Origin of the sequence: Kitasatospora hibisci (assembly GCF_043950205.1) — a bacterium.
Taxonomy (GTDB): domain Bacteria; phylum Actinomycetota; class Actinomycetes; order Streptomycetales; family Streptomycetaceae; genus Kitasatospora; species Kitasatospora hibisci.
The window spans coordinates 4,375,954-4,398,897 of record NZ_CP171642.1; the positions used below are offsets into that span (position 1 = coordinate 4,375,954).

Consider the following 22,944-nt stretch of genomic DNA (forward strand, 5'->3'; position numbering starts at 1 on the left):
AAACGACGAAGGCCCGGACCGCAGTTGCGGTCCGGGCCTTCGATCAGGCGGAGGATACGAGATTCGAACTCGTGAGGGGTTGCCCCCAACACGCTTTCCAAGCGTGCGCCCTAGGCCTCTAGGCGAATCCTCCGTGGGAGAGCTTAGTACATGTTCAGGGGTGGTCGCGACCACGTATCTCGCAGGCGGGGCGGCGGCGTGACCTGCGGATCGGGGAGGTGGAGGTGAGGGGCGGGGATCCGGTACTGTGGGGGTCAGCCCCTCGTGTGGCGCCATCTCGCTGAACCCCCCCAGGGCCGGAAGGCAGCAAGGGTAGGAGAGCTCTGGCGGGTGCGCGAGGGGTCTTTGCGTTCCCGGGGGAGGGGCGGGCGGGGGCAGGACGAGGGGCGACGCGTTTGTCGGTCCGTCCCGATATCGTCGGTGGTGTGTCCCTAGCCCTGTACCGCCGCTATCGCCCCGAGACTTTCGCCGAGGTCATCGGGCAGGAGCACGTGACCGCTCCGCTCCAGCAGGCCCTGCGCAACAACAGGGTCAACCACGCGTACCTGTTCAGCGGCCCGCGCGGCTGCGGCAAGACGACGAGCGCGCGCATCCTGGCCCGCTGTCTGAACTGCGAGCAGGGGCCGACGCCGACGCCGTGCGGGGAGTGCCAGTCCTGCCGGGACCTGGCGACGGGCGGGCCCGGGTCGATCGACGTGATCGAGATCGACGCCGCATCGCACGGTGGTGTGGACGACGCGCGGGAGCTGCGCGAGCGGGCCTTCTTCGCCCCCGTGCACAGCCGGTACAAGATCTTCATCCTGGACGAGGCACACATGGTGACCTCGGCCGGCTTCAACGCGCTGCTGAAGGTGGTGGAGGAGCCTCCGGAGCACCTCAAGTTCATCTTCGCCACCACGGAGCCGGAGAAGGTGATCGGGACGATCCGGTCCCGCACGCACCACTACCCGTTCCGGCTGGTGCCGCCCGGCACGCTGCGGGACTACCTGGCGGAGGTCTGCGGCCGGGAGCAGATCCAGGTCGAGGACTCCGTCTTCCCGCTGGTGGTGCGGGCCGGTGCCGGGTCGGTGCGTGACTCGATGTCGGTGATGGACCAGCTGCTCGCCGGGGCCGGCGAGGGCGGTGTGACGTACCAGATGGCCACCGCTCTGCTCGGGTACACGGACTCGGCGCTGCTGGACGAGGTGGTGGACGCCTTCGCCGCGCACGACGGGGCGACGGTGTTCCAGGTGATCGACCGGGTGGTCGAGGGCGGGCACGATCCGCGGCGGTTCGTGACGGACCTGCTGGAGCGCCTGCGCGACCTGGTGATCCTGGCCACCGTGCCGGAGGCAGGCGAGAAGGGGCTGATCGACGCCCCGGCCGACCGGGTCGCGGTGATGCAGGCGCAGGCGGACGCGTTCGGGGCGGCGGAGCTCAGCCGGGCGGCCGACATCGTCAACACCGGGCTGACCGAGATGCGGGGGAACGCGGCGCCACGGCTCCAGCTGGAGCTGATCTGTGCCCGGGTGATGCTGCCGGGCGCTTACAGCGACGAGCTGTCGCTGCAGGCGCGGATGGACAAGCTGGAGCGGCGGGCGGCGGCCGGAGGGTTCGCGGCACAGGTGGCCGCTCCCGTGGCGGCTCCCCCGGGCGCTCCGGTCGTGGTGCCCGCGGCGCCCGCGGTGGCGCAGGCGGCGGTGGACGAGCCCGCCGCCGTGCAGATGGCCCCGGTGCAGCCCGCCCCCGCCCCGGTGGCTCCGCCCGCGGCGCCCCCGGGACCGGCCGGGCCCGCTCCCGGCGCCTGGCCGATCCCGCGCAGTTTCCCGCCGGCCGGGTCGGCCGGCACCGGTGCGCCCGCGCAGCCGGCACCGGCGCAGCAGGCGCCCGCACAGCCCGCACAGCCTGCACCGGCAGCCGCACAGGCCGCGCCCGTCCAGGCTCCGCCGGCGGCCGCTCCGGGCGGCGGGCAGCCTTCGCAGGCCGCCCAGCAGGGCGCGGCGCAGGTCCGGCAGCTCTGGCCGCAGATCCTGGAGGCGGTGAAGAACCGCCGCCGCTTCACCTGGATCCTGCTCAGCCAGAACGGCCAGGTGGCCGGGTTCGACGGCAGCGTGCTCCAGGTGTCGTTCATCAACGCGGGCGCCCGGGACAGCTTCGTCGGCAGCAACAGTGACGACGTGCTGCGCCAGGCGCTCGCCGACGCCCTCGGTGTGGACTGGCGGATCGAGTGCATCGTCGACCCGTCGGGCGGCGCCGGCGGCGCCGGTGGTGCCGGCGGTGGCGGCAGCTTCAGCGGCGGCGGCGGCGGTGGTGGTGGCGGTGGTGGCTGGGGTGCCGCCCCGGCGCGCCCGGCCGCGCCCGCGCCCGCGGTGCAGCCTTCCGCGCCGGCGCCCGGTCCCGCGCTCGCGCCGATGGCCGCGCCCCCCGTGGTCCCGGTCGCGCCGGTGGCGCAGCCGCCCGTGCAGGCGCAGGTCGCGACGGCCGCGCCGGTCGGGCGGCCGGTGCAGCCGGTCGCCCCGGAGGACGACATCCCGGAGGAGGACGACCCGGACCTCAACGAGGACGCGTTCTCCGGCCAGGAGCTGATCATCCGCGAGCTCGGGGCGACGGTCCTGGAGGAGATCCGCCACAGCGGCGGCTGAGCCCTCGGGCGCTGGGGCCCTCCGGTCGCCGGGTCCGGGGGCCCGGGGGTCCGGAGCTCCACGCGGCCGCACGGGCGTGCCGGGCGCGGAGAGCACGTAGGCTCGGGGTGACGACGCAAGCGCGACAGCACGCACACAGAACGCAAGGAGTGAGCCGTGTTCCCCGGTGGTGGCCAGCCCAACATGCAGCAGCTGCTCAAGCAGGCGCAGAAGATGCAGCAGGACCTCGCCAAGGCGCAGCAGGAGCTGGCCGAGGCGAAGGTGAACGGTTCGGCGGGCGGTGGCCTGGTCGAGGTGACGGTGACCGGTGCCGGTGAGCTGGTGGCGCTGACCATCGCCCCGGCCGCCGTGGACCCGGAGGACACCGAGACCCTGGCCGACCTGATCCTGGCGGCGGTCCGCGACGCCAACCAGACCGCGCAGAAGATGCAGGCCGAGCGCATGGGCCCGCTGACCCAGGGCCTGGGCGGCGGCATCCCCGGCCTGCCGTTCTAGGTTCGACCGCAGGCGGTGAGCGCGGACGGCGAGCCGTGCGGTCCGACCACAAGCGCCGAGAGGTCTTGACGGTCCGAAGTTCAGACAGTCGACCTGTGTGATTTATGCGGGAGTAGGGCGTCGGGCGGTGTGCCCGGCGCCCGATTCGTTGGATGATGGCACCGGGGCGCCCCGAGCGGGTGCCCCACCGACCACCTGAGGGAAGGCGCGACGTGTACGAGGGCGTGGTTCAGGACCTGATCGACGAACTGGGCAGGCTGCCCGGCGTCGGGCCCAAGAGCGCGCAGCGGATCGCCTTCCACGTCCTGCAGGCCGACCCTGTGGACGTGCGCCGGCTGGCGCACGCACTGTTGGAGGTCAAGGACAAGGTCCGGTTCTGCGTCGTCTGCGGCAACGTCGCGGAGGCCGAGCAGTGCCGGGTCTGCCTCGACCCGCGTCGCGACCTCGCGGTGATCTGCGTGGTCGAGGAGCCCAAGGACGTCGTCGCCATCGAGCGCACCCGCGAGTTCCGCGGCCGCTACCACGTGCTGGGCGGCGCGATCAGCCCGATCGAGGGCGTCGGCCCGGACGACCTGCGGATCCGAGAGCTGCTGGCACGCCTCGCGGACGGCACGGTCACCGAGCTGATCCTGGCCACCGACCCCAACCTGGAGGGGGAGGCGACCGCCACCTACCTGGCCCGGCTCTGCAAGCCGATGGGCCTGAAGGTGACCCGGCTGGCGAGCGGACTGCCCGTCGGCGGGGACCTGGAGTACGCGGACGAGGTCACCCTCGGCCGTGCCTTCGAAGGGAGACGACTGCTCGATGTCTGACCGGACGATCAACCAGCAGCCCCACACGCCTCACCAGGCCGGCCCGCAGCAGGACCGGCACGCCCCGCACACCCATGCGCACGGCTCCGAGCCGGACGACTTCGCGGTGCAGATCGCGGACTCGGTGGAGAGCTTCGTGCTCGCCGTCACCGAGGTCGCCAAGGGCGACGAGCCCGGCAGCGCGGTTTCGCTGCTCCTCCTGGAGGTCTCGCAGCTGCTGCTGGCCGGTGGCCGGCTGGGCGCCATCGAGGACGTCGTCCCCGAGGACCGGTTCGAGCCCGACACCGGGCCGGAGCCGGACGGTGAGCAGCTGCGCGAGCGGCTGGCCGAGCTGCTCGCGCCGATCGACGTCTACCACGAGGTCTTCGACCCGTACGGTCCGCCGGAGAAGCCGAACGCGTTCCGGATCTCGGACGACCTGGCCGGCGTGGTCAGCGAGCTGCAGCACGGTCTCACCCACTACCGCGAGGGGCGCGTCAGCGAGGCGCTCTGGTGGTGGCAGTTCTCGTACCTGTCCAACTGGGGCACCACCTGCACGGCGGTGCTCCGGGCGTTGCAGTCGCTGATCGCCCACGTCCGGCTGGACAGCCCGATCGGGGCGGTCCCGGACGGTGCGGACACCGACGACGACGGGCTCACCGACGAGCAGCTGGAGCAGCAGGCCGGCGACCTGATGGCAGCCGAGCTGGGCCTCCACCGCTGAGGGTCCCCTCGCGGCGCTGCGGGGCGCTGTCCGACGCCGAGGGGCGCTGCGGGGGCTGTCCGGCGCGGTGGGGTGCTGCGGGCGCCGTGCGGCACCGTGCGGCGCTGTGACGGAAACCTCAGGGATCTCCGCGGAACGGAAATCCCGGGGGCCGTCGTCCGTTCGTCCGCCGATTCTTCGGGAGGGCGGCGAGGCGCCCGCAGACCTGCCGGTCGCCCCCCGGCACCGGCGCCCACCTGCTGAAACGTGCGTCTCATCATATGGAAAGCATCGGCCGGTCCACCCCTGCTCGGTAGACTGGCGCCGACCGCACAGCCCCCGCCACCCGGGGGTGCCGGGGGCCCCGGGCCCCCGGAACGACACAAGTCGAGGAGCGCACGTGGGCCTTGTCGTGCAGAAGTACGGCGGCTCATCCGTTGCGGATGCCGAGGGCATCAAGCGCGTGGCCCGTCGAATCGTTGACGCCAAGAAGGCCGGCCATGAGGTCGTCGTCGTGGTGTCCGCGATGGGCGACACGACGGACGAGCTCATCGAACTCGCGGAGCAGGTGTCCCCGCTCCCTGCCGGCCGTGAGTTCGACATGCTGCTGACCGCTGGAGAGCGCATCTCCATGGCCCTGCTGGCCATGGCGATCAAATCCCTGGGTCACGAGGCCCAGTCCTTCACGGGCAGCCAGGCCGGTGTCATCACCGACTCGGTCCACAACAAGGCGCGCATCATCGACGTGACGCCGGGCCGCATCCGCACCGCCCTGGACGAGGGCAACATCGCGATCGTGGCCGGCTTCCAGGGTGTCTCGCAGTCCAGCAAGGACATCACCACGCTCGGCCGCGGCGGGTCGGACACCACCGCCGTCGCCCTCGCCGCGGCCCTCAAGGCCGAGGTCTGCGAGATCTACACCGACGTGGACGGCGTCTTCACCGCCGACCCGCGCGTGGTGAAGAAGGCCCGCAAGATCGACTGGATCGCCTACGAGGACATGCTGGAGCTGGCCTCGTCCGGTTCCAAGGTGCTGCTCGACCGCTGCGTGGAGTACGCGCGGCGCTACAACATCCCGATTCACGTACGCTCGTCCTTCTCGGGCCTTCCCGGGACGATCGTCAGCAACGACAACCCGAACCAGCCCGAAGGGGGCGAGATGGAGCAGGCCATCATCTCCGGAGTCGCCCACGACACGTCCGAGGCCAAGGTGACGGTCGTCGGCGTGCCGGACAAGCCGGGCGAGGCGGCGCGGATCTTCCGGGCCATCGCCAACGCCGAGGTCAACATCGACATGGTGGTGCAGAACGTCTCCGCCGCCTCGACCGGGCTCACCGACATCTCCTTCACCCTGCCGAAGACCGAGGGCCAGAAGGCCATCGACGCGCTCGGCCGGGTCAAGGAGGGCATCGGCTTCGAGTCCCTGCGCTACGACGACGCGATCGGCAAGATCTCGCTGGTCGGCGCCGGCATGCGTTCCAACCCGGGCGTCACCGCGACCTTCTTCGAGGCGCTCTCCGAGGCCGGCGTCAACATCGAGCTGATCTCCACCTCGGAGATCCGCATCTCGGTCGTCACCCGCGCCGAGGACGTGCCGGAGGCCGTCCGCGCCGTCCACACGGCCTTCGGCCTGGACAGCGAGTCGGACGAGGCGGTCGTCTACGGGGGCACCGGGCGATGACCCGGCGGCCGAACCTCGCCGTCGTCGGCGCCACGGGCGCGGTCGGCGAGGTGCTGCTCGGCCTGCTCTCCCTCCGTCAGGACATCTGGGGCGAGGTACGCCTCGTCGCCTCCCCGCGCTCGGCCGGCCGCAAGCTGGTCGTGCGCGGGGAGCCCGTCGAGGTGCTCGCCCTCGACGAGGCCGCCTTCGACGGCGTCGACGTCGCGCTCTTCGACGTACCCGACGACGTCTCGGCCCAGTGGGCGCCCATCGCGGCGGCCAAGGGCGTCGTGGTGGTGGACAACTCCGCCGCCTTCCGGATGGACGAGGACGTCCCGCTGGTCGTCCCCGAGGTCAACGCGGCATCGGCCCGGCTGCGCCCGCGCGGCATCGTGGCCGGCCCCAACTGCGCCACGCTCACGATGATCGCGGCGATCGGCGCCCTGCACGCCGAGTACGGGCTCAGCGAACTGGTCGTCGCCTCCTACCAGGCGGCCTCCGGCGAGGGCCGGTCCGGCGTGGACGCGCTGCGCGCGCAGACCGCGCTGGTCGCCGGCACCGAGGTCGGCGAGCAGACCGGCGACCTCCGCGCGGTGATCGCCGACAACGGCCCGTTCGCCGCCCCGCTCGCGTTCAACGCGGTGCCGTGGACCGGCTCGCTGATGGACGGCGGCTGGTCGTCCGAGGAACTCAAGATCCGCAACGAGTCGCGCAAGATCCTCGGCCTGTCGGCGCTGCGGGTCTCCGCGACCTGCGTGCGCATCCCCGTCGTGCGTACCCACGCGCTGGCCGTGCACGCGGTCTTCGAGCGCGAGGTGACGCAGGAACACGCCCAGGAGATCCTCCGGGACGCCCCCGGCGTGGTGCTCTACGACGACCCGGCGGCGGGGGAGTTCCCGACGCCGAACGACGTGGTGGGGACGGACCCGGTCTGGGTCGGGCGGGTGCGCCGGGCGCTGGACGACCCGACCGCGCTGGACCTCTTCCTCTGCGGTGACAACCTGCGCAAGGGGGCGGCGCTCAACGCCCTCCAGATCGCCGAACTGGTGGCGGGCGAGCTCTCCGGCTGAGGGGTCGTGAGGACCCCGTCGAGAGACGGTGAGGACCTGTCCCGAGGGGTGGTGACGCCGACTCGGACCGGGTAGTTGTGGACAACGTCCCAATCCCCTGGAGGGCGTTTCGGCCCATGCGGGAGAATGTCCCGCGGGCTGGGCAACCATGACAGGGGATCGAGTGTCCAACGGGCGTGGCGAACGTGATGGTGGGGGTTGGGGCGGGCATCTCGGCAGTGGCCGCGGTGACCTTCCCGCCGCGCGCCCATCGGCCCTCGGATAGGCCGGAAGACAGTCAGATGACCGCGGTCGCACCCGGCGCGGCGGATCCCGGCGCCGACACCAGCGCCGGCGCCAGCGAGGACCTGCTCACCGAGACCTACCAGGCCCACTACCGCTCCCTGCTACGGCTCGCGGCGCTGCTCCTCGACGACCTCTCGACCTGTGAGGACGTGGTCCAGGAGGCGTTCATCCGGGTCCACGCGGCCCGGCGCCGGGTGCGCGAGCCCGAGAAGACGCTCGCCTACCTCCGGCAGACCGTGGTCAACCTGTCCCGCTCCACCCTGCGCCGCCGGATCCTCGGGTTGCGGCTGCTGCCGAAGCCCATGCCTGACATGGCCAGTGCAGAAGAAGGGGCCTACGATGCCCTGGAGCGTGACCAGTTGAAGGCTGCGCTGCGGGGTCTGCAACGCCGTCAGCGGGAGGTTCTGGTGCTGCGTTACTTCGTGGACATGACGGAGGCGCAGGTAGCGGAGACCCTGGGGATCTCGCTCGGCTCGGTGAAGGCGTACGGCTCGCGCGGACTCGCCGCACTCCGGGTCCAGATGGAGGCCGGGCATGGCTGACGATCGGATCGGTCCGAGGCGGGAGGGCGGCGACGCCGGTGGCGCGGACGCCGGCGGGCCGGGGAGGTCGGCCGCCGCACCGGGCGGCCCGGGCGCACCGGACGCACCGGGCGGCCCGGGCACGGAGGAACGGACGCTCCGGGAGCTGATGCAGCGCGCCGTCGCCGAGATCGAGCCCGACCCCTCCGGCCTGCAGCGGATCCGGACCGCCGTACCGCGGCGGCGGGCCGCCCGGCGAGGGGCCCTGACCGGGGCCGCCGCGCTGGCCCTCGCGCTCGCCATCGCCCTGCCCGCCCTGCACGACCCCGACCACCTGGGGCTCTCCGGCGGGCCCGGCTCGCCCACCGCGCGCGGCGGGACGGCCGCGGACCACGACGACGACGGCGCCGGGCCCGGCACCGTCGGAGGCCACGGTCCCGCCCCGCACCCGGGGGCGGGCGGGACCGCCACCGGCGGCACCCCGTCCGGCTCCGCCAGTGCCTCGCCCAGCCCCTGGACGAGCCCCACCAGCGCCGTCCCGGGCACGACCGAGCCGGTCACGTCGTCCAGCGCCGGCAGCGACGGCGGCCCCCTGGTGCCGCTCTGCATCCGCGGAGATCTCGGTCGCGGCGCCTCGCAGGTCGGTGCGCCCGACGGCGCCGGACGGATCTACGGGTACTTCATGGTCGTCAACATCTCCGCTCGGGCCTGCCGGTTGGGCGGGCCGGGCTCGGTCGCCGTCACCGAGGCCGCCGGCACCGACCCCGCCCGGATCAGGGTGACCGACCACGTGGCCGGGGATCCGGCGACCGGACTGCCCGCACCGGGCCCGACCTCCGCCGCGGGCGGCGCCGGCGGCGCCGCCGTGGACGGCCAGGGCCTGCTCCTCACGCCGCGGGCCGGGTACCGGGTGGACTTCGGCTGGGTGCCGGACGCCGCCGGTTGTCCACTCTCGGCCGGCTCCTCGCCCAGCGCGACGCCGGGCGTGGCCGGCCCGCCGGTGGCGGGCGACCCGGGCATCGCGGGAGGCGGGGGAGACACGGGAGGCACGGGCACGTCGTCGAGTGTGCGGTCCGGCGGACCGGGCAGCGGCCCGGCCGCCATGGCCCCGGCGGGGGGACCGTCGGCCGAACCCACTGCGGGCGGCGGCGCGGCCTCGGCGTCGCCGACGGCCGCTCCCACCGCGGCCCCGAGCCCGACCGCGACCGCCGCGACCGGCGCGCCGAGCACGCCTCCGTCGGCCGTCACCATCGCGCACACCCCGGCGCCCGGCAGCCCGTCCGCGGCCACGGCGACCCTCCTCGGCGTCTGCTCCGGCACGGTCTACCGCACCGGCCCGCAGCCCCTCCCGCCCCCGCCCGCCGCGACCCCGTCGGCATCCCCCTCGGGCGGCTGAACCCGCGCGCCGGTCGCCGGCCGGGCCGGCGACCGGCGGACGAGCAGTCCGGCGGCCTCCCGTGCTGCCGCCCACCCCCTGTGGTCGGGAGTGGTGTGAGGAGTGGTTACCGTGGGGGTGTGTACCGGTTCCTCCTCACCCCGCGCTGGCTGAGCGGCACCGCGCTGGCCGTGGCGGCCGTTGCGGTGTGCGTCTGGCTCGGCTCCTGGCAGCTCGGCCGGTTCGAGGACAAGGTCTCCTCGCACCAGGAGATCAGCAGGTCGGTGACCGACGCCGGAGCGGCCAGGCCGCTCGGCGAGCTGCTCGACGACCGCCGCCCGCAGGTCACCACGGACACCGTCGGCCGGGCCGTGACGGTCTCCGGCACCTTCGACCAGCAGCACCAGCTGGTCGTCCCCAACCGGGTGCTCGACGGCAAGCAGGGCTACTACGTGCTCACCCCGCTGCGCACGGGTGACGGCCGGACCGTCGCCGTCGTCCGGGGCTGGGCGCCGGGTGTGCCGGCCGCCGAGGCCTCCGCCGTCGCGGCGCCCGCCGGCGAGGTGACGGTGACCGGGCGGCTCCAGGCGGGCGAGACCAGCGGCAGTGGCGGTGCGGTGGCCGGCGGTCTCCCGGCGGGGCAGCTCGGCACGATCAACCAGGCCGCGCTGGTCAACAAGCTCTCCTACGACGGCTGGTACGACGGCTGGGTCGCCGCGGACGCCGTGCCGACCGGGCTGACCGCGGTGCCGACCGTACAGCCGCAGGGTGGCAACGGCCTGAGCCTGCGGGCGTTCCAGAACCTCGGGTACACCCTGGAGTGGTTCGTCTTCGGTGGCTTCGTCGTCTTCATGTGGTTCCGCCTGGCGCGCCGCGAGGCGGAGGCCGAGCAGGACCGGGCCCTCGGACTGGACCCGGTCCTGGAGTAGCCGCCCCCGCCTCAGCGGGTGGGCGCCCCCGCACCGGCGGGCGACCTCGGAGGTGCCACGGGCGCCGTGGCCGACGGCGACTTGTCCGGCGAACCCGGTGCCGAGGCGGAGCCCGACGTGGAGGCCGCCGGCGTGGGCGACGACGCGGACGGCGTGGGCGAGACCGTCGCCGTGGCCGGCGGGCCGCCCGTCGGCGGGTCGTCGCACCGCCGCCCGCTGCTGTCGTTGCCGCTCCCGCTGTAGTCGTCGTCCGAGTCGTGGTCGGCGTGGTGGCGCACCTTGCGGCCGCTCTTGGAGGTCTTCGAGCCCTTGGAGCTCTTCGAGCCCTTCGAGCTGCCCTTCGACCCGGACTTGGCGAGCAGGACGACCCCGCCCCCGCCCTCACCGGTCTCCACGGTGACGAACTCCGCCCGCACCGCGAGGCCGCCCACCGGTGCCGCCGTCCCGGCAGCCGCGGCCCCGGCAGCCGCGGCACCGGCACCCGAGGCGGCGACGCGCGTCGCGCCCCCCGACACCGCGGGCGAAGCCTTCTCCGGACCCGAGGCCCCACCCGGGGCCGCAGTCGATGCACCGGCCGACGGCGCAGCCGACCGCGACGACGTCGCCGTCGGTTGCGCGGACGGCACGGCCGACGGCGGCGGGCAGGCCACCTCGTCGTCGTCCTGGCCCGAGCAGCCGGTCAGTACCAACGCGCCGGCCACCCCCGCCCCCACGACCGCCAGCAGTCGTCTCACCCGGTCCCCCCGTCTCTCCCCGCAACGCCCGAGGCCACGACGGCGTCCTGGGCCCCCTCGGTCCCGTCGGCCCGGTTCTCCCCGCCGACGCTAGCTCCGAGGTGTCGCCGGACGAAGTCGATCTCCAGCCGCAGCTGCTTGATCCGCTCCTCCACCACCAGCGAGCCGTGCCCGGCGTCGTACCGGTAGACCTCGTGGGGCTTGTCGAGCTGCTCCAGCCGCTCGACGTAGTTGTCGATCTGCCGGATCGGGCAGCGCGGGTCGTTCACTCCGGCGCTGATGTAGACCGGCACCCGGACCTGCTCGACGTAGGTCAGCGGGGAGGAGGCCGTCCAGCGCTCGGGCACCTCCTCGGGCGTGCCGCCGAAGAGCGTGCGGTCGAGCGACTTCAGCGCCTCCATCTCGTCGTCGTACGCGGTCAGGTAGTCCGCGACCGGGACGGCGGCGACCCCCAGCGCCCAGCTCTCCGGCTGCACGCCGAGGCCGAGCAGGGTCAGGTAGCCGCCCCACGAGCCGCCGGTGAGCACCAGCCGCCCGGGGTCGGCGAGGCCGCTCGCCACCGCCCAGTCGCGGACCGCGCCGATGTCCTCCAGCTCGATCAGGCCGACCCGCTCGCGCAGGGCGTCCGTCCAGGCCTGGCCGTAGCCGGTGGAGCCGCGGTAGTTGACCCGGACCACCGCGAAGCCGTGGTCCAGCCAGGCGGCCGGACCGGCGGCGAAGGCGTCGCTGTCGTGGTGGGTCGGGCCGCCGTGGATCTCGAAGACGGTCGGGAGCGGTCCGTCGCCCTCCCCGGCGCCGGCCGGCCGCTGCACCAGCGCGTGCACCCGCCCGCCGGGGCCGTCCACCCAGACGTCCTCGACCGGCACCGAACCGGGCGGGACGGCGCCGGGGGCGCGCAGCACCACCGTGCCGGCCGTGGAGCGGACGGCGGACGGCTCGGCGGCGGAGGACCAGAGGAACTCCACCGTGCCGTCCGGGCGGGCGGTCGCACCGCCGACGGTGCCGCGCGGGGTGTCCAGCCGGGTGAGCACGCCCGTGTCCAGCGCGTACGAGAACAGCTCGCTGCGTGCCTCGTACTCGTGCTCGACCAGCAGGGCGGCCGCTCCGGGCCGCCACTGCGCGGAGACGTCGCCGGGCAGCTCGCGGCCCTGCTCGTCGCGGAGCGGCAGCACGGTCTCGGCGCCGGTGGCGACGTCCCAGATCATCGGCTCCCAGCGGCCGGTGCGCTGGTGCGCCACCAGCAGCCGGGAGTCGCCCTCGACCGGGGCGAAGCCGAGGCAGGCGACCCCGCGCGGCTCGTCCCGGCCGGTGACCTCGTCGAGCTCGGCGACGGTCGCGCCGTCGGAGAGCCGGACGACCCGGATCGCCGCGTGCATCGCGTCGCCGTGCTCGGTGTGGTCGATCGCCAGCAGCGTGCTGTCGTAGCTGAGGTCGCCGACCCCGCCGTACTCCTCGTGCCGGTAGATCTCCACGGCCTCGGCCGCGCCGGGGAGGCGCAGGTGCAGGGTGGTGCCGTGCTCGTCCGTGGAGCGGCCGACCACCACGGTGCCGTCCCGGCCGAGCGCCAGGCCCGCCGAGTAGGAGGCGGCCAGTCCGGGGACGGCCTCCTCGTCAGGCCCGTCGGAGCCCTCCGGCCGGCCCTCGAAGGGCTGGCGGCGCCAGATGCCGAACTCGTCCCCGTCGTTGTCGTCGAACCACCAGACCCACGCGCCGTCCGGGGTCAGCTCGGCGTCGGTGGTGCCGTTCGGGCGGCCGGTGACCCGGCGGTGGGTGTCGGCGGCGCGGTCCCAGGCGTACACCTCGTAGGTGCCGGTCCCGTTGGACACGTACAGCGCCCGGTCGGGGGCGTCGTCCGCCCAGTCCGGCAGGGAAACCCGTGCCGCCCTGAACCTCTGCTCCCACGCCGGTACGGCGCTCTTCTCCTCGCTCATCCACCCATCCAACCCGATCGGGGCGACCGAACGGAACGGGCGGGTGGGCCCCGTAGGCCCACCCGGCCGTTCCGTTCGGTCGCCTGCCCGCCCGGCCCGCGAAGACACGCCGGCCGGTCCGCCGGTCAGCCGGTCCGCCGGGGCAGCAGTTGCACCAGGCCCACCAGCACCAGCTCCAGCCCGGCCAGCGCCACGACGCTGTGCCCGAAGGCGGCGACCGGATCGCCGGCGCCGTAGTACAGGATGCCGATCAGCGCGATCCCGAGCGCCCCGCCGACCTGCTGGACGGTGGCCACCACGCCCGCGGCCGAGCCGGCCAGCGCGGGCTCGACCGCGGCCAGCACCACCGCGGTCACCGGGGCGATCACCAGGCCCATGCCCAGGCCGTCCACGAAGAGGCCGGGCGCCAGCCACCAGACGCTGCCGGTCGTGCCGCCGGCGTACGCGGCGAGGCAGAGCAGGCCCAGCCCGGCCGCCATCAGCAGTCCGCCGAGCGCGATGGTCCGGCGCCCCAGCCGGGCGGCGACGCGGTGCGCGGTGGTGGAGGTCAGCAGGTAGCCGACTCCGATCGCGGTGAAGACCAGGCCTGCGCCGAGCGCGTCCAGCCCGCGGCCGGGCTGCAGGTACAGGGCCAGCACCAGGAAGAACGACGCCTGGCCGAGCCAGAAGGCGAGCTGGGCGAGGAGCCCGGCGGTGAACGCGCGGGACCGGAACAGCCGGGTGTCCACCAGCGGCGAGCCGGTGGCGCGGCTCCGGTGCTGGTGCACGGCGAAGACGGCGAGCAGTGCGGCCGAGCCGGCCGCACAGAGCCAGGTCCAGAGCGGCCAGCCCAGCTCCCGGCCCTGGATCAGCGGCAGCACCAGGCCGGTCAGCGCGGCGGTGACCAGCAGCACGCCCACCGGGTCCAGGCCGGGCCGGTGCGGGGCACGGGACTCCGGCAGGCAGCGGCGGACCAGGGCGAGCGCGGCCAGGCCGACCGGAAGGTTGATCAGGAAGCAGCTGCGCCAGTCCAGCCCGAAGAGGTCGGCGCGGATCAGCAAACCGCCGATGAGCTGGCCGAACACCGCGCCGACGCCCATGGTCAGCCCGTACATCGCGAACGCCTTGGCCTGCGCTGCGCCGCTGAACGCCGTTCGCAGGATGGCCAGCACCTGCGGGCCCATCAGCGCCGCCGCCAACCCCTGGGCGACCCGCGCGCCGACCAGGGCGGCCGCGGTGGGGGCCAGCCCGCAGCCGGCCGAGGCGAGCGTGAACAGGGCCAGGCCGAGGCCGAACACCCGGCGCCGGCCGTAGCGGTCGCCGAGCCGCCCGGCGGTGATCAGGCCGACGGCCAGCGCCAGGCCGAACCCGGCGATCACCCACTGCACGGCGGCCGGTCCGGCCCCGAGGCCGGTCTGGAGGGAGGGGACGGCGACGTTGACCACGAAGACGTCCAGGGAGGTCATGAAGGTGGCGGTCAGGACGACCGGCAGCAGCCCCCGGGGAGCTGACTCGACGTGCCCGACGTGCCCGACGTGCCCGACGTGCGGGACGGACTCGACGTGCTCGACCGGTTCGGTTGGCGTGGGGCCGCCGGCGGCGGCCGGTGCGGGGCGCAGGTCGGTGCTCATCTCGGCTACTCCTCAAGGGGGTTCGGAGGGGCGGGCGCGGTGCGGCCCGCCCCTGCACGCTGGCGCGCGCTCGGTGGCTCAGGCGCCCGGCACGCGGTCCAGGAAGCCGTGGACGGCGGTGATGCGGCCCTCCGGGTCGGCCACCAGCACGTCGAACCCGACCACCAGGGCCTCCCCGCCGGCCGGCCCGAGGTTCCAGGTGAACCGGGCGATGTCGTGGTGGGCGTCCACCGGGCCGAGGGTGAACACCAGGCCCGGGAACTGCGCCTGAGCCGCGCCGATCAGCGCGTCCACGCCCTCCCGGCCGGTGACCGCGGCCAGCGGGTCGGTGTAGCGGCAGTCCCCCGCCCAGACCTCGTCGATCAGCTTGCGGCGGGCGGCCGGGTCGGTCTCGTTCCAGGCGGCGAGGTAGCGCTCGGCGAGCTGCTGCAGGTCGGTCGTCCGGGTCTCGGTCATCGTCTTCTCCCTGTGTGCGGCTGGTCGTTCGGCGGGTCGTTCCCGCTGCTCATGAAGGTACGGACGGCGCGCGGCGGCCGAATCTGTCACGTATGGGTAGGGGTGTACGTAGGCCGGAGAGGTACGGCGCCGGCGGGCCGCGGGTAGGGTCGCCGGAGGACACGGGTGTTGCCGCCGGGGCGCCGGTGGTCGCCGGTGCGGGAGGGGCGCAGGACACGGGGGGATGCGGGGGATGCTGTACGGGCGGGAACACGAACAGGCCGTCGTCGAAGCGTTGTTGGACGGCGCCTCGACGAGCGGCCGCAGCGGGGTGCTGGTGGTGCGCGGCGAACCCGGGATCGGCAAGACCGCGCTGCTGGAGCACGCGGTGGCGGCGGCCGGCGCCGCGTTCCGGGTGATCCGGGCGACCGGCGTCGAGTACGAGGCCGAGCTGCCCTTCGCCGCGCTCAGCCTGCTGCTCGCGCCCGGGCTGGACCGGCTCTCCGCGTTGCCCGGCCCGCAACAGCGCTCCCTGGCCGGGGCATTCGGTCTCGCCGAGGCGCAGGCCGGTGCGGCGACTCCCGGTGACCGACTGCTCGCCGGACTCGCCACGCTCGGCCTGCTGGCCGAACTCGCCTCCGATCAGCCGCTGTTGTGCGTGGTCGACGACGTGCAGTGGCTGGACCGCTCCTCGCTGGACGCACTGGTGCTCGCCGCCCGCCGGCTCCAGGCGGAGGGGGTCGCCCTGCTGCTCGCAGTGCGGGACGCCGGCCCGGCGGCCTCGCCGGGTGTGTACGGGAGCGGCCTGTCGGTCACGGCAGGCGCGACCGGGACCGACGGGCTGCCGCTGGCCGGCCTGCCCGAGCTGCGGCTGACCGGGCTCGCCGAGCCGGACGCCGCCCGGCTGCTGGACGCCCGCGCCGGGTCGGGGGTGAGCGGCGAGGTCCGCCGCCGGTTGCTCGCCGAGGCGGCCGGGAACCCGCTGGCGCTCACCGAACTGCCAGCCGCCGTCGCCGAATCGGGTCCGGCGGAGTCCGCGCTGGCGACCGGCGTGCTGCCGCTCACCAGCCGGCTGCAGCTCGCCTTCCACGGCCAGGTGACCGGCCTGCCACCCGCCACCCAGAGTCTGCTGCTGGTCGCCGCCGCCGAGGAGAACGGCGAGCTCGACGTCGTGCTGGCCGCCGCCGCGGCGCTCGGCTCGACCGCAGAGCACCTCGCACCCGCCGAGGCGGCCGGCCTGGTCGTCGTCGGCGCGGACCGCCGGATCGCCTTCCGCCACCCGCTGCTGCGCGCCGCCGTGCTGCAACGTGCACCGCTGCAGCAGAGGCTGGCGGTCCATCGGGCCATCGGCGAGGCGCTGGAGGACGGCGACCGCCGCACCTGGCACCTCGCCCTGGCCGCCACCGCGCCCGACGCCGAGCTCGCCGACGCGCTGGAGCGCACCGCCGTCCGCGCCGAGGCCCGCGGCGGCCACGGCGGCGCCGCGGCGGCGTACGAGCGCGCCGCCCGGCTCACCCCGGACCGCGACGGCGCCACCCGCCGACTCGTCCTCGCCGCCGAAGCCGCCACCGCGGAGGGCAAGTTGGAGCAGGCCGAGGAGCTCGCGGAGCGGGCCGGCGCCCGGACCGACAGCGTCCTCGCGCACGCCCTGCTCGACCAGGTCCGGGCAACCGCGCACTTCTGGCGCGGCTCCTACCCCACCGCCTACCGCCTCCTGCTGGACGCGGCGGCGACCGGCGTTGAGCCGGCCCACGCCGCCCGGATGCTGCTCCAGGCCTTCCACGCAGCCTGGTACGCCGGTGAGGAGCCGGTGGTCGCCGTCCTCGACCGGCTCGCCCGGCTCCCGCTCGCCGCGGCCGATCCGCTCACCCCGCTGGCCCACCACCTGTCGGCCGCCGTGCTCCCGGCCCTGGGCCGTCGGGCCGGGGCGCTGCCGGCCGTCCGGGACACCGCGGCGGCGGCCCGCCGGGCGGGTGCCGACACCCCGGTCGACCTGGTCCAGCTCTGCGGTGCGACGCTGATCCTCGGACGGGACGCCGAGACCGCCGAGCTCGCCGCCGAGCTCGTCGCCGAGGCCCGGGCCAAGGGTGCCGTCGGCGTGCTGCCGACGCTGCAGTTCTTCCTCGCGGAGGCGGAGCTGTTCCACGGCCGGCACCGCGACGCCGAGGTCACCGCCACCGAGGCGCTCGCCCTGGCCCGGGACGCCGGGCAGCACCAGTGGGTCAGTCAGCTCAGCGCGCTGCTCGCCTGCCTGGCGGCGCTCGGCGGCGATGACGCGCAGTGCAGCGCGCTCGCCGCGACCGCCCGGACGGCGACCGCCCTCACCGGCGCGGCCGCCGGCACCGCGGCCCCCGCGCCGGGGGAGCCCTGGACGCAGTGGGCGCTCGGGCTGCTCGACCTCGGCCGGGGTCGGGCCGGCGACGCCGCCGACCGCCTGCACGCCCTCGCCACCGGTCCCTACCGGCACCACGTCAGCGGCACCCGGGCCGTCCCCGACCTGGTCGAGGCCGCCGTCCGCCTCGGCGCCCCGGAGCGCGCCGCGGAACCGTACGAGCGGTTCGCCCGCTGGGCCCGCGCCGCGGCGCTGCCCTGGGCGGAGGCGCTGCGGCTGCGCTGCGAGGCGCTGCTCGGCCCGGACGAGTTCGCCGAGACCGCCTACCGGGCCGCCCTCGGCCTCCACGACGGCACCCACCGGCCGTTCGAACAGGCCCGCACCGCGCTGCTCTACGGCGAGTGGCTGCGGCGCGAACGCCGGCGCACCGAAGCCCGGCCGCACCTGCGCGCGGCCCTGGAGGCCTTCGAGGCCGTCGGCGCCCACCCCTGGGCGGACCGCGCGCGCACCGAGCTCACGGCCACCGGGACCAGCGCGCCCGCCCCGGCCGACGCCCCCGCGGGCGTGCTCACCGCGCTCACCCCACAGGAGCTCCAGATCGTCCGGCTCGCCGCCCAGGGCCTCACCAACCGGGACATCGCCGCCCAGCTCTTCCTCAGCCCCCGGACGGTGGGGCACCACCTCTACAAGGCCTACCCGAAGCTCGGCGTGGCCTCCCGGTCCGACCTGCCGGCGCTGCTCTGAGCGGTGCCGGGTCGGCCGCCCGCCCGGAGCGGTCCGGCGGCCCGCCCGGCCGCGCGCGGGAGTTCACCGACGAGCGCGTTCGCCGTGACCTCTTCTCCTCCACCGGCGAACTCGCCTATCTGGCAGGCTGGACGGCGTTCGACAGCGGTCGACACGCGACCGCGCAGCGGTACTTCACCGAAGCCGTGAAACTGGCGGCCGAGGCCGAGACCCGTCCATGGCCGCCCACGTGCTGCGAGCGATGGCACACCAGGCGATTTCGGCGCCGTCCCGCCCGCTGAGCCCCTGTGGGTCTCGGCGGACGGGAGATGGACCTGGTCAGCCTCGCTCGTTGTGTGGTTGCGTGAAGGTCGGCCTATGTCAGGCCGTCCTCCACGGTGAAGATCACGCTGCGGACGGGAGCGAGTCGCTGGAGATGGGCCGCGTCGGCGGCGCAGGCCTGCCCCTCGGGTGAGGCGAACGCGGCGCGCAGCTCGTCGACGCTGTCCCATTCCAGCTCGGCGGTCAGGTGAAGGGGTCCGCCGCCGCGGACGGCGACGAGGTCGCGCCCGAGGGCGTAGCGGCGCAGTCCGGGAAGGCGCCGGGCGAGTGGGAGGTGGACGTCCCGGTAGTGGCGGTCGAAGGCCGCCGGGTCGGTGGGGGTCTCGTACAAGGCGAGGAAGTGGGCGGTCATCGTGCCGCCCTGCGGTGGCGGGTGAGGACGGCGGTGCCGATCCGTTCGGCCGACAGGCACTCCAGGTCGGTGTTGGGGCAGTGGGCGGGGAAGAGGCGTTGGCCGGTGCCGAGGACGGTGGGGAAGGTCAGCAACCGGTACTCGTCGACGAGGTCTGCGCCCATCAGCTGGTGCACGATGTCCAGGCTGCCCGTGACGACGATGTCGCGCTGCTTGTGCTTGACGGCGTCGAACAGTTCGCCGTCGAGGACGCGGGAGTTGGCCCAGGCGGAGGTATCGGTGAGGGTGCGGGAGGCGACGAGCTTCGGGACGGCGTTCATCCGCTCGGCGAACGGGTCCGTGCGGCCGGGCCAGATGCGCGAGAACAGCTGCCAGGTCCGGCGGCCGAGCAGCAGTACGCCGTCGTCCAGGGTGCTGCCGAGCCGGAACTTGTCCCCGGCGACCGCCTCCGGGCCGTGCCGGAAGGCCCAGCCGCCCAGGGGCGTGCCGGCGGAGCCGTCCGGGTCGGAGACGATCCCGTCCAGGGTGGTGAACTCGATGACAATGACACTCACGATGAGGTTCCCTTCGGTGCGGTGCTCACCGGTACGTACCGGCGACACCGCCCCGACTCATCGCTCCGGTCCGAACTCCTCTCCCGCGAGCTGTCGCGGCAGGCCGAAGGCATCGAAGATGCGCGGGTCGGCGAACACGACGTTGTGGGTGACGCGGCCCGCAGCGACGGTGAAGACCTGCAGGGTGTGCAGCCGGTGTCCGCCGCCGGGTTCCGGTGCGTACGCGGCGAGCGCGGGCTGGCCGTTGGCGGTCAGCTGCCGCACGGCCCAGCCCGTACCGCGCATCCGGAACACCCGCTCCATGAACCGGCCGTAGTCGCCGCTGCCCTGGTACCACAGCGGCACCGGCGGCATCTCCAGCACGGCGTCCTCGGCCAGCAGCCGTACCAGCGCGGGCACATCGGCTGCCTCGAACGCCCTCATGTACCGTTCGATCACCGAGCGCGCCTCGATGTCGTCCGGCTCACGGACCTCACCGGCACCGCCCGCACGGGCGACGGTGGCACGGGCCCGCTGCAGGGCGCTGTTGACCGCCGCGACTGTGGTCCCCAACTGCTCGGCGACCTCGGCAGCGGTGAACGCCAGCACCTCGCGCAGCACCAGCACCGCCCGCTGCCGCGCCGGCAGCAACTGCACCGCCGCCACCCACGCCAGCCGCAGGTCGGCCCGCGCCGCCACGTCGAACCGGGCATCCGGGAACGGCTCCAGCCACGGGACGTCGAGCGCCGGTGCGAGCGGCGTGCCCGGGTCGTCACTGGGCGCGCCCAGCCCCGACGGCAGCGGGCGCCGCTCTCGTCCCTCCAGCGCGGTCAGGCAAGCGTTGGTCGCGATCCTGTACAGCCAGGTCCGCACCGACGCCCGCGCCGGGTCGTACCGGTCACGGGCCTTCCAAGCCCGCAGCAGCGTCTCCTGCACCAGGTCCTCGGCGTCGTGAACCGACCCCAGCATCCGGTAGCAGAACGCCACCAACTCACCCCGGTACGGCTCGAAGTCCACCCGATCATCATGCCCCCCGGCGCCGCGGCCGAGGCAAGCGCGCCGGGCGCTCGCGTAACCGCAGCCGCGAGAAGGTGATCACCACCGGGCTCGGCATCCTGCTGATTGCCGAGCGTGCCGCGCTGCTGTCAGGTCGGGACGGCGAGTTCGTCGCGGTGGTGCTCAAGGGCTACACGGGCGTGCGCCGGGGCGAGATCGTCGGGCTCGAACCGAGTTCATCCGCCCGGCGGCCGTGCGCGTCGAACGGCAGCTGTACGAGCTGGGCTCCGGCGAGATGCACCGTTGCCCGCCCAAGGACGACTCCTACCGGACGATCGACACTCCGCCCTTCCTGTCCGGCCTGCTCGCCGGGCAGGTGGTCCGCGCCGGCACGAAGGCGTGCGAGTGCCACGGCCGGCGGTACCTCTTCAGCGGCCACGGCGCCGCCAACGGTGCGGCCCGCAGGCCCGGCGCGAAGCTGGTGGACGTGGCCCGCGTCGCTGGTGTCTCCACCGGCACCGTCTCCAACGTCCTCAACCGCCCCCACGCGGTCGCCCCCCGACACCCGGTCCCGGGTGGAGAAGGCGATCGCCGACCTCGGCTACATCCGGTACTGGCCGTCCGGGGAGAACGCCGCGCACTGGCGCCGGGACGGGTTCGCCACGTGGTTGTTCCATCCGGCGACCTCCGGCTGGTACCCGAAGAAGGCGCCGGAGGAGGCCTGGCCGGTGCCGCTGCGCGCCGAGCCGTGGCCCGGCATCCCGGCGCGCGGCAGGAGAGCCTCCGTGCGGGCGGAGGCCTGCTGGCTGCCGATCGCCCGGGGTCTCACACCGCACGGGCTGCGGCACACGCACAAGACGATGATGGACGGCTTCGGCACGCCGCCGAAGCTCAAGGACGAGCGGATGGGGCACGAGGACGGGTCGGTCCAGGCCCGCTACCCGCACCTCACGCCCGAAATGAGGAGCGACCTCCCGGACGATCTCACCGGAGTGTGGGACGCGTCACTCGAAGCGCGCCGACGGATGTCGCCGGGGTCGCCCGTGGGAGTGCTCGACGTCTTGCTGAGGGCCGGTCAGTAGGGGGTCCGCCGGAAGATCATCCGGAGCGCTCTTCTCCCAGGATTCTCCCGGGCGCCGCCGGAAAGCCAGTCAGGGCCGGTCTCCCTTGCGGGAGACCGGCCCTGAGCTGGTCCTACTGGGTCGGGGTGGCGGGATTTGAACCCACGGCCTCTTCGTCCCGAACGAAGCGCGCTACCAAGCTGCGCCACACCCCGGTCTTTCTGTTTGTCGCTCCGTCTCCTTCGCGACGAGTAGAACTCTACCGGACGCTCGCCGAGAGACGAAATCCGATTCCCGGCGGGCGTCCGGTGCAGGTCAGCGGGCGGGGGTGAGGGTGAGGAGGGTGGCCTCCGGCGGGCAGGCGAACCGGATCGGGGTGTAGCGGTTGGTGCCGCAGCCGGCCGAGACGTGGAGGTAGGAGCGGCGGCCGCCGGCCTGATGGGTGGAGAGGCCCTTCACCCGCTTGGCGTCGAGGTCGCAGTTGGTGACCAGGGCGCCGTAGAAGGGGACGCAGAGCTGGCCGCCGTGGGTGTGTCCGGCGAGGATCAGCGGGTAGCGGTCGGCGGTGAAGGCGTCCAGGACGCGCAGGTACGGCGCGTGCACGACGGCGAGCGAGAGGTCGGCGTCGGCGGACGGGCCCCCGGCGACCTCGCTGTAGCGGTCGCGGCGGATGTGCGGGTCGTCCAGTCCGGTGAACTCGATGTCGAGGCCGCCGAGGTTCAGCCGGCCCCGGGTGTTGGTGAGGTCGAGCCAGCCGGCCGCGTCGAAGCCGTCGCGCAGCTTCTCCCACGGGTTGTGCACGGCGCCGGTGATGCCGCGCCGCGCAGTGCCGTCGGGGTTGTTCATCCCGTGGGCGCCGGTGCGCATCGCCTGCAGGTACCGGGCAGGGTTCTTGCGGGCCGGGCCGTAGTAGTCGTTCGACCCGAAGACGTACACGCCGGGGAAGTCCATCAGCGGCCCGAGCGCGTCCAGCGCGGCGGGGACGCCGAGCGGGTCGGAGAGGTTGTCGCCGGTGTTCACCACCAGGTCGGGGCGGAGCCCGGCGAGGCTCTGCAGCCAGCGCTGCTTCTTGCCCTGTCCGCTGACCATGTGGATGTCGGAGACCTGCAGCACCCGGAGGGGGCGGGCGCCCCGGGGCAGGACGGGAACCTCGACCCGGCGGAGCCGGAAGGCACGGACCTCGTACCCGACGGAGTAGGCGAGGCAGGCGGCGCCGGTGGCGGCGATTCCGAGGGGGACGGAGTACAGCGGTCGCATCGCTCCATGCTCTCAGACGGCGGATCAGCTGGTGAACGCCTGGTGGGCGTGCCCGGACACGCCACCGCACCACGGGAGCCCCCGGTCGGACGCACGGCGGTTTCCGGGGGCCGCCGCCGGGGGCGGCCCGCCCGCGCCGTCCGCAACGCTCCCGGCGGCACCTTCTGCGGCACCCGCCGCCGGCCGTC

18 protein-coding genes, 2 tRNA genes, 1 other RNA gene and 1 pseudogene are annotated in these 22,944 nt (G+C 74.5%); 12 read left to right on the plus strand and 10 right to left on the minus strand.

What is annotated here, in order from left to right; genetic code table 11:
• Positions 1 to 48: 48 nt before the first annotated feature.
• Positions 49 to 133, minus strand: a tRNA-Ser gene (locus tag ACF9IK_RS18930).
• A gap of 120 nt (positions 134 to 253) precedes the next feature.
• On the opposite strand from ACF9IK_RS18930, the gene ffs reads away from it, so the two are divergent.
• The 10 genes from ffs to ACF9IK_RS18980 all read left to right on the plus strand — a co-directional run bounded on the left by ffs (position 254) and on the right by ACF9IK_RS18980 (position 10,450).
• An RNA gene (gene ffs, locus ACF9IK_RS18935) (signal recognition particle sRNA small type) lies at positions 254 to 350 on the plus strand.
• A 75-nt stretch (positions 351 to 425) separates the two neighbouring features.
• On the plus strand, positions 426 to 2,621 hold the full coding sequence (locus tag ACF9IK_RS18940) for a DNA polymerase III subunit gamma and tau (RefSeq protein WP_395295364.1): 2,196 nt from the start codon (positions 426 to 428) through the stop codon (positions 2,619 to 2,621).
• 156 nt (positions 2,622 to 2,777) lie between these two features.
• Positions 2,778 to 3,116: a YbaB/EbfC family nucleoid-associated protein gene (locus ACF9IK_RS18945; RefSeq protein ID WP_395295365.1), complete on the plus strand. Its 339-nt coding sequence runs from the start codon at positions 2,778 to 2,780 to the stop codon at positions 3,114 to 3,116.
• A gap of 212 nt (positions 3,117 to 3,328) precedes the next feature.
• On the plus strand, positions 3,329 to 3,928 hold the full coding sequence (recR, locus tag ACF9IK_RS18950; RefSeq protein WP_030288200.1) for a recombination mediator RecR: 600 nt from the start codon (positions 3,329 to 3,331) through the stop codon (positions 3,926 to 3,928).
• Entirely contained in the window at positions 3,921 to 4,631 is a 711-nt protein-coding gene (locus ACF9IK_RS18955; protein ID WP_395295366.1) for a DUF5063 domain-containing protein, read from the plus strand. Before recR ends, ACF9IK_RS18955 begins: the two co-directional genes overlap by 8 nt.
• 379 nt (positions 4,632 to 5,010) lie before the next feature.
• On the plus strand, positions 5,011 to 6,291 hold the full coding sequence (locus tag ACF9IK_RS18960; protein WP_395295367.1) for an aspartate kinase: 1,281 nt from the start codon (positions 5,011 to 5,013) through the stop codon (positions 6,289 to 6,291).
• A complete protein-coding gene (locus ACF9IK_RS18965; protein WP_395295368.1) occupies positions 6,288 to 7,340 on the plus strand; it encodes an aspartate-semialdehyde dehydrogenase in 1,053 nt (350 codons plus the stop codon). Before ACF9IK_RS18960 ends, ACF9IK_RS18965 begins: the two co-directional genes overlap by 4 nt.
• Before the next feature lie 281 nt (positions 7,341 to 7,621).
• Complete coding sequence (locus tag ACF9IK_RS18970; protein ID WP_313764521.1) at positions 7,622 to 8,167, plus strand: SigE family RNA polymerase sigma factor; 546 nt, start codon at positions 7,622 to 7,624, stop codon at positions 8,165 to 8,167.
• A complete protein-coding gene (locus tag ACF9IK_RS18975; protein ID WP_395295369.1) occupies positions 8,160 to 9,542 on the plus strand; it encodes a hypothetical protein in 1,383 nt (460 codons plus the stop codon). The genes ACF9IK_RS18970 and ACF9IK_RS18975 overlap by 8 nt, the downstream gene beginning before the upstream one ends.
• Before the next feature lie 119 nt (positions 9,543 to 9,661).
• The gene (locus ACF9IK_RS18980; protein ID WP_395295370.1) at positions 9,662 to 10,450 is read left to right on the plus strand and encodes an SURF1 family protein; all 789 of its coding nucleotides are present in this window, start codon (positions 9,662 to 9,664) and stop codon (positions 10,448 to 10,450) included.
• 11 nt (positions 10,451 to 10,461) lie between these two features.
• On the opposite strand, the gene ACF9IK_RS18985 is transcribed toward ACF9IK_RS18980, so the two are convergent.
• From ACF9IK_RS18985 to ACF9IK_RS19000, 4 genes are all read right to left on the minus strand, one after another.
• A complete protein-coding gene (locus ACF9IK_RS18985) occupies positions 10,462 to 10,881 on the minus strand; it encodes a hypothetical protein (protein WP_395295371.1) in 420 nt (139 codons plus the stop codon).
• A gap of 299 nt (positions 10,882 to 11,180) precedes the next feature.
• Positions 11,181 to 13,115: a S9 family peptidase gene (locus tag ACF9IK_RS18990; protein WP_395295372.1), complete on the minus strand. Its 1,935-nt coding sequence runs from the start codon at positions 13,113 to 13,115 to the stop codon at positions 11,181 to 11,183.
• Between the two features lie 125 nt (positions 13,116 to 13,240).
• On the minus strand, positions 13,241 to 14,725 hold the full coding sequence (locus ACF9IK_RS18995; protein ID WP_395295373.1) for an MFS transporter: 1,485 nt from the start codon (positions 14,723 to 14,725) through the stop codon (positions 13,241 to 13,243).
• A gap of 78 nt (positions 14,726 to 14,803) precedes the next feature.
• Positions 14,804 to 15,181, minus strand: coding sequence for a nuclear transport factor 2 family protein (locus ACF9IK_RS19000; protein WP_395295374.1), 378 nt, complete (start codon positions 15,179 to 15,181; stop codon positions 14,804 to 14,806).
• A gap of 223 nt (positions 15,182 to 15,404) precedes the next feature.
• Here ACF9IK_RS19000 and ACF9IK_RS19005 point away from each other — a divergent pair, with 223 nt between their 5' ends.
• Complete coding sequence (locus ACF9IK_RS19005) at positions 15,405 to 18,236, plus strand: ATP-binding protein (RefSeq protein WP_395295375.1); 2,832 nt, start codon at positions 15,405 to 15,407, stop codon at positions 18,234 to 18,236.
• A 355-nt stretch (positions 18,237 to 18,591) separates the two neighbouring features.
• Here ACF9IK_RS19005 and ACF9IK_RS19010 read toward each other — a convergent pair whose 3' ends face one another.
• From ACF9IK_RS19010 to ACF9IK_RS19020, 3 genes are read right to left on the minus strand one after another with little or no spacing between them, the layout of a single operon-like run.
• Positions 18,592 to 18,909, minus strand: a complete 318-nt coding sequence (locus ACF9IK_RS19010; protein WP_395295376.1) for an EthD family reductase — start codon at positions 18,907 to 18,909, stop codon at positions 18,592 to 18,594.
• Entirely contained in the window at positions 18,906 to 19,463 is a 558-nt protein-coding gene (locus ACF9IK_RS19015) for a dihydrofolate reductase family protein (protein ID WP_395295377.1), read from the minus strand. Before ACF9IK_RS19015 ends, ACF9IK_RS19010 begins: the two co-directional genes overlap by 4 nt.
• Positions 19,464 to 19,520: 57 nt before the next feature.
• On the minus strand, positions 19,521 to 20,459 hold the full coding sequence (locus tag ACF9IK_RS19020; RefSeq protein WP_395295378.1) for a sigma-70 family RNA polymerase sigma factor: 939 nt from the start codon (positions 20,457 to 20,459) through the stop codon (positions 19,521 to 19,523).
• A gap of 11 nt (positions 20,460 to 20,470) precedes the next feature.
• On the opposite strand from ACF9IK_RS19020, the pseudogene ACF9IK_RS19025 reads away from it, so the two are divergent.
• Positions 20,471 to 21,520, plus strand: a pseudogene (locus ACF9IK_RS19025) (LacI family DNA-binding transcriptional regulator); the annotation flags it as partial.
• Between the two features lie 120 nt (positions 21,521 to 21,640).
• Here ACF9IK_RS19025 and ACF9IK_RS19030 read toward each other — a convergent pair.
• Positions 21,641 to 21,714 (minus strand) — tRNA-Pro (locus ACF9IK_RS19030).
• Positions 21,715 to 21,814: 100 nt separating this feature from the next.
• Positions 21,815 to 22,756, minus strand: a complete 942-nt coding sequence (locus tag ACF9IK_RS19035) for a metallophosphoesterase (RefSeq protein WP_395295379.1) — start codon at positions 22,754 to 22,756, stop codon at positions 21,815 to 21,817.
• Between the last annotated feature and the right edge of the window lie 188 nt (positions 22,757 to 22,944).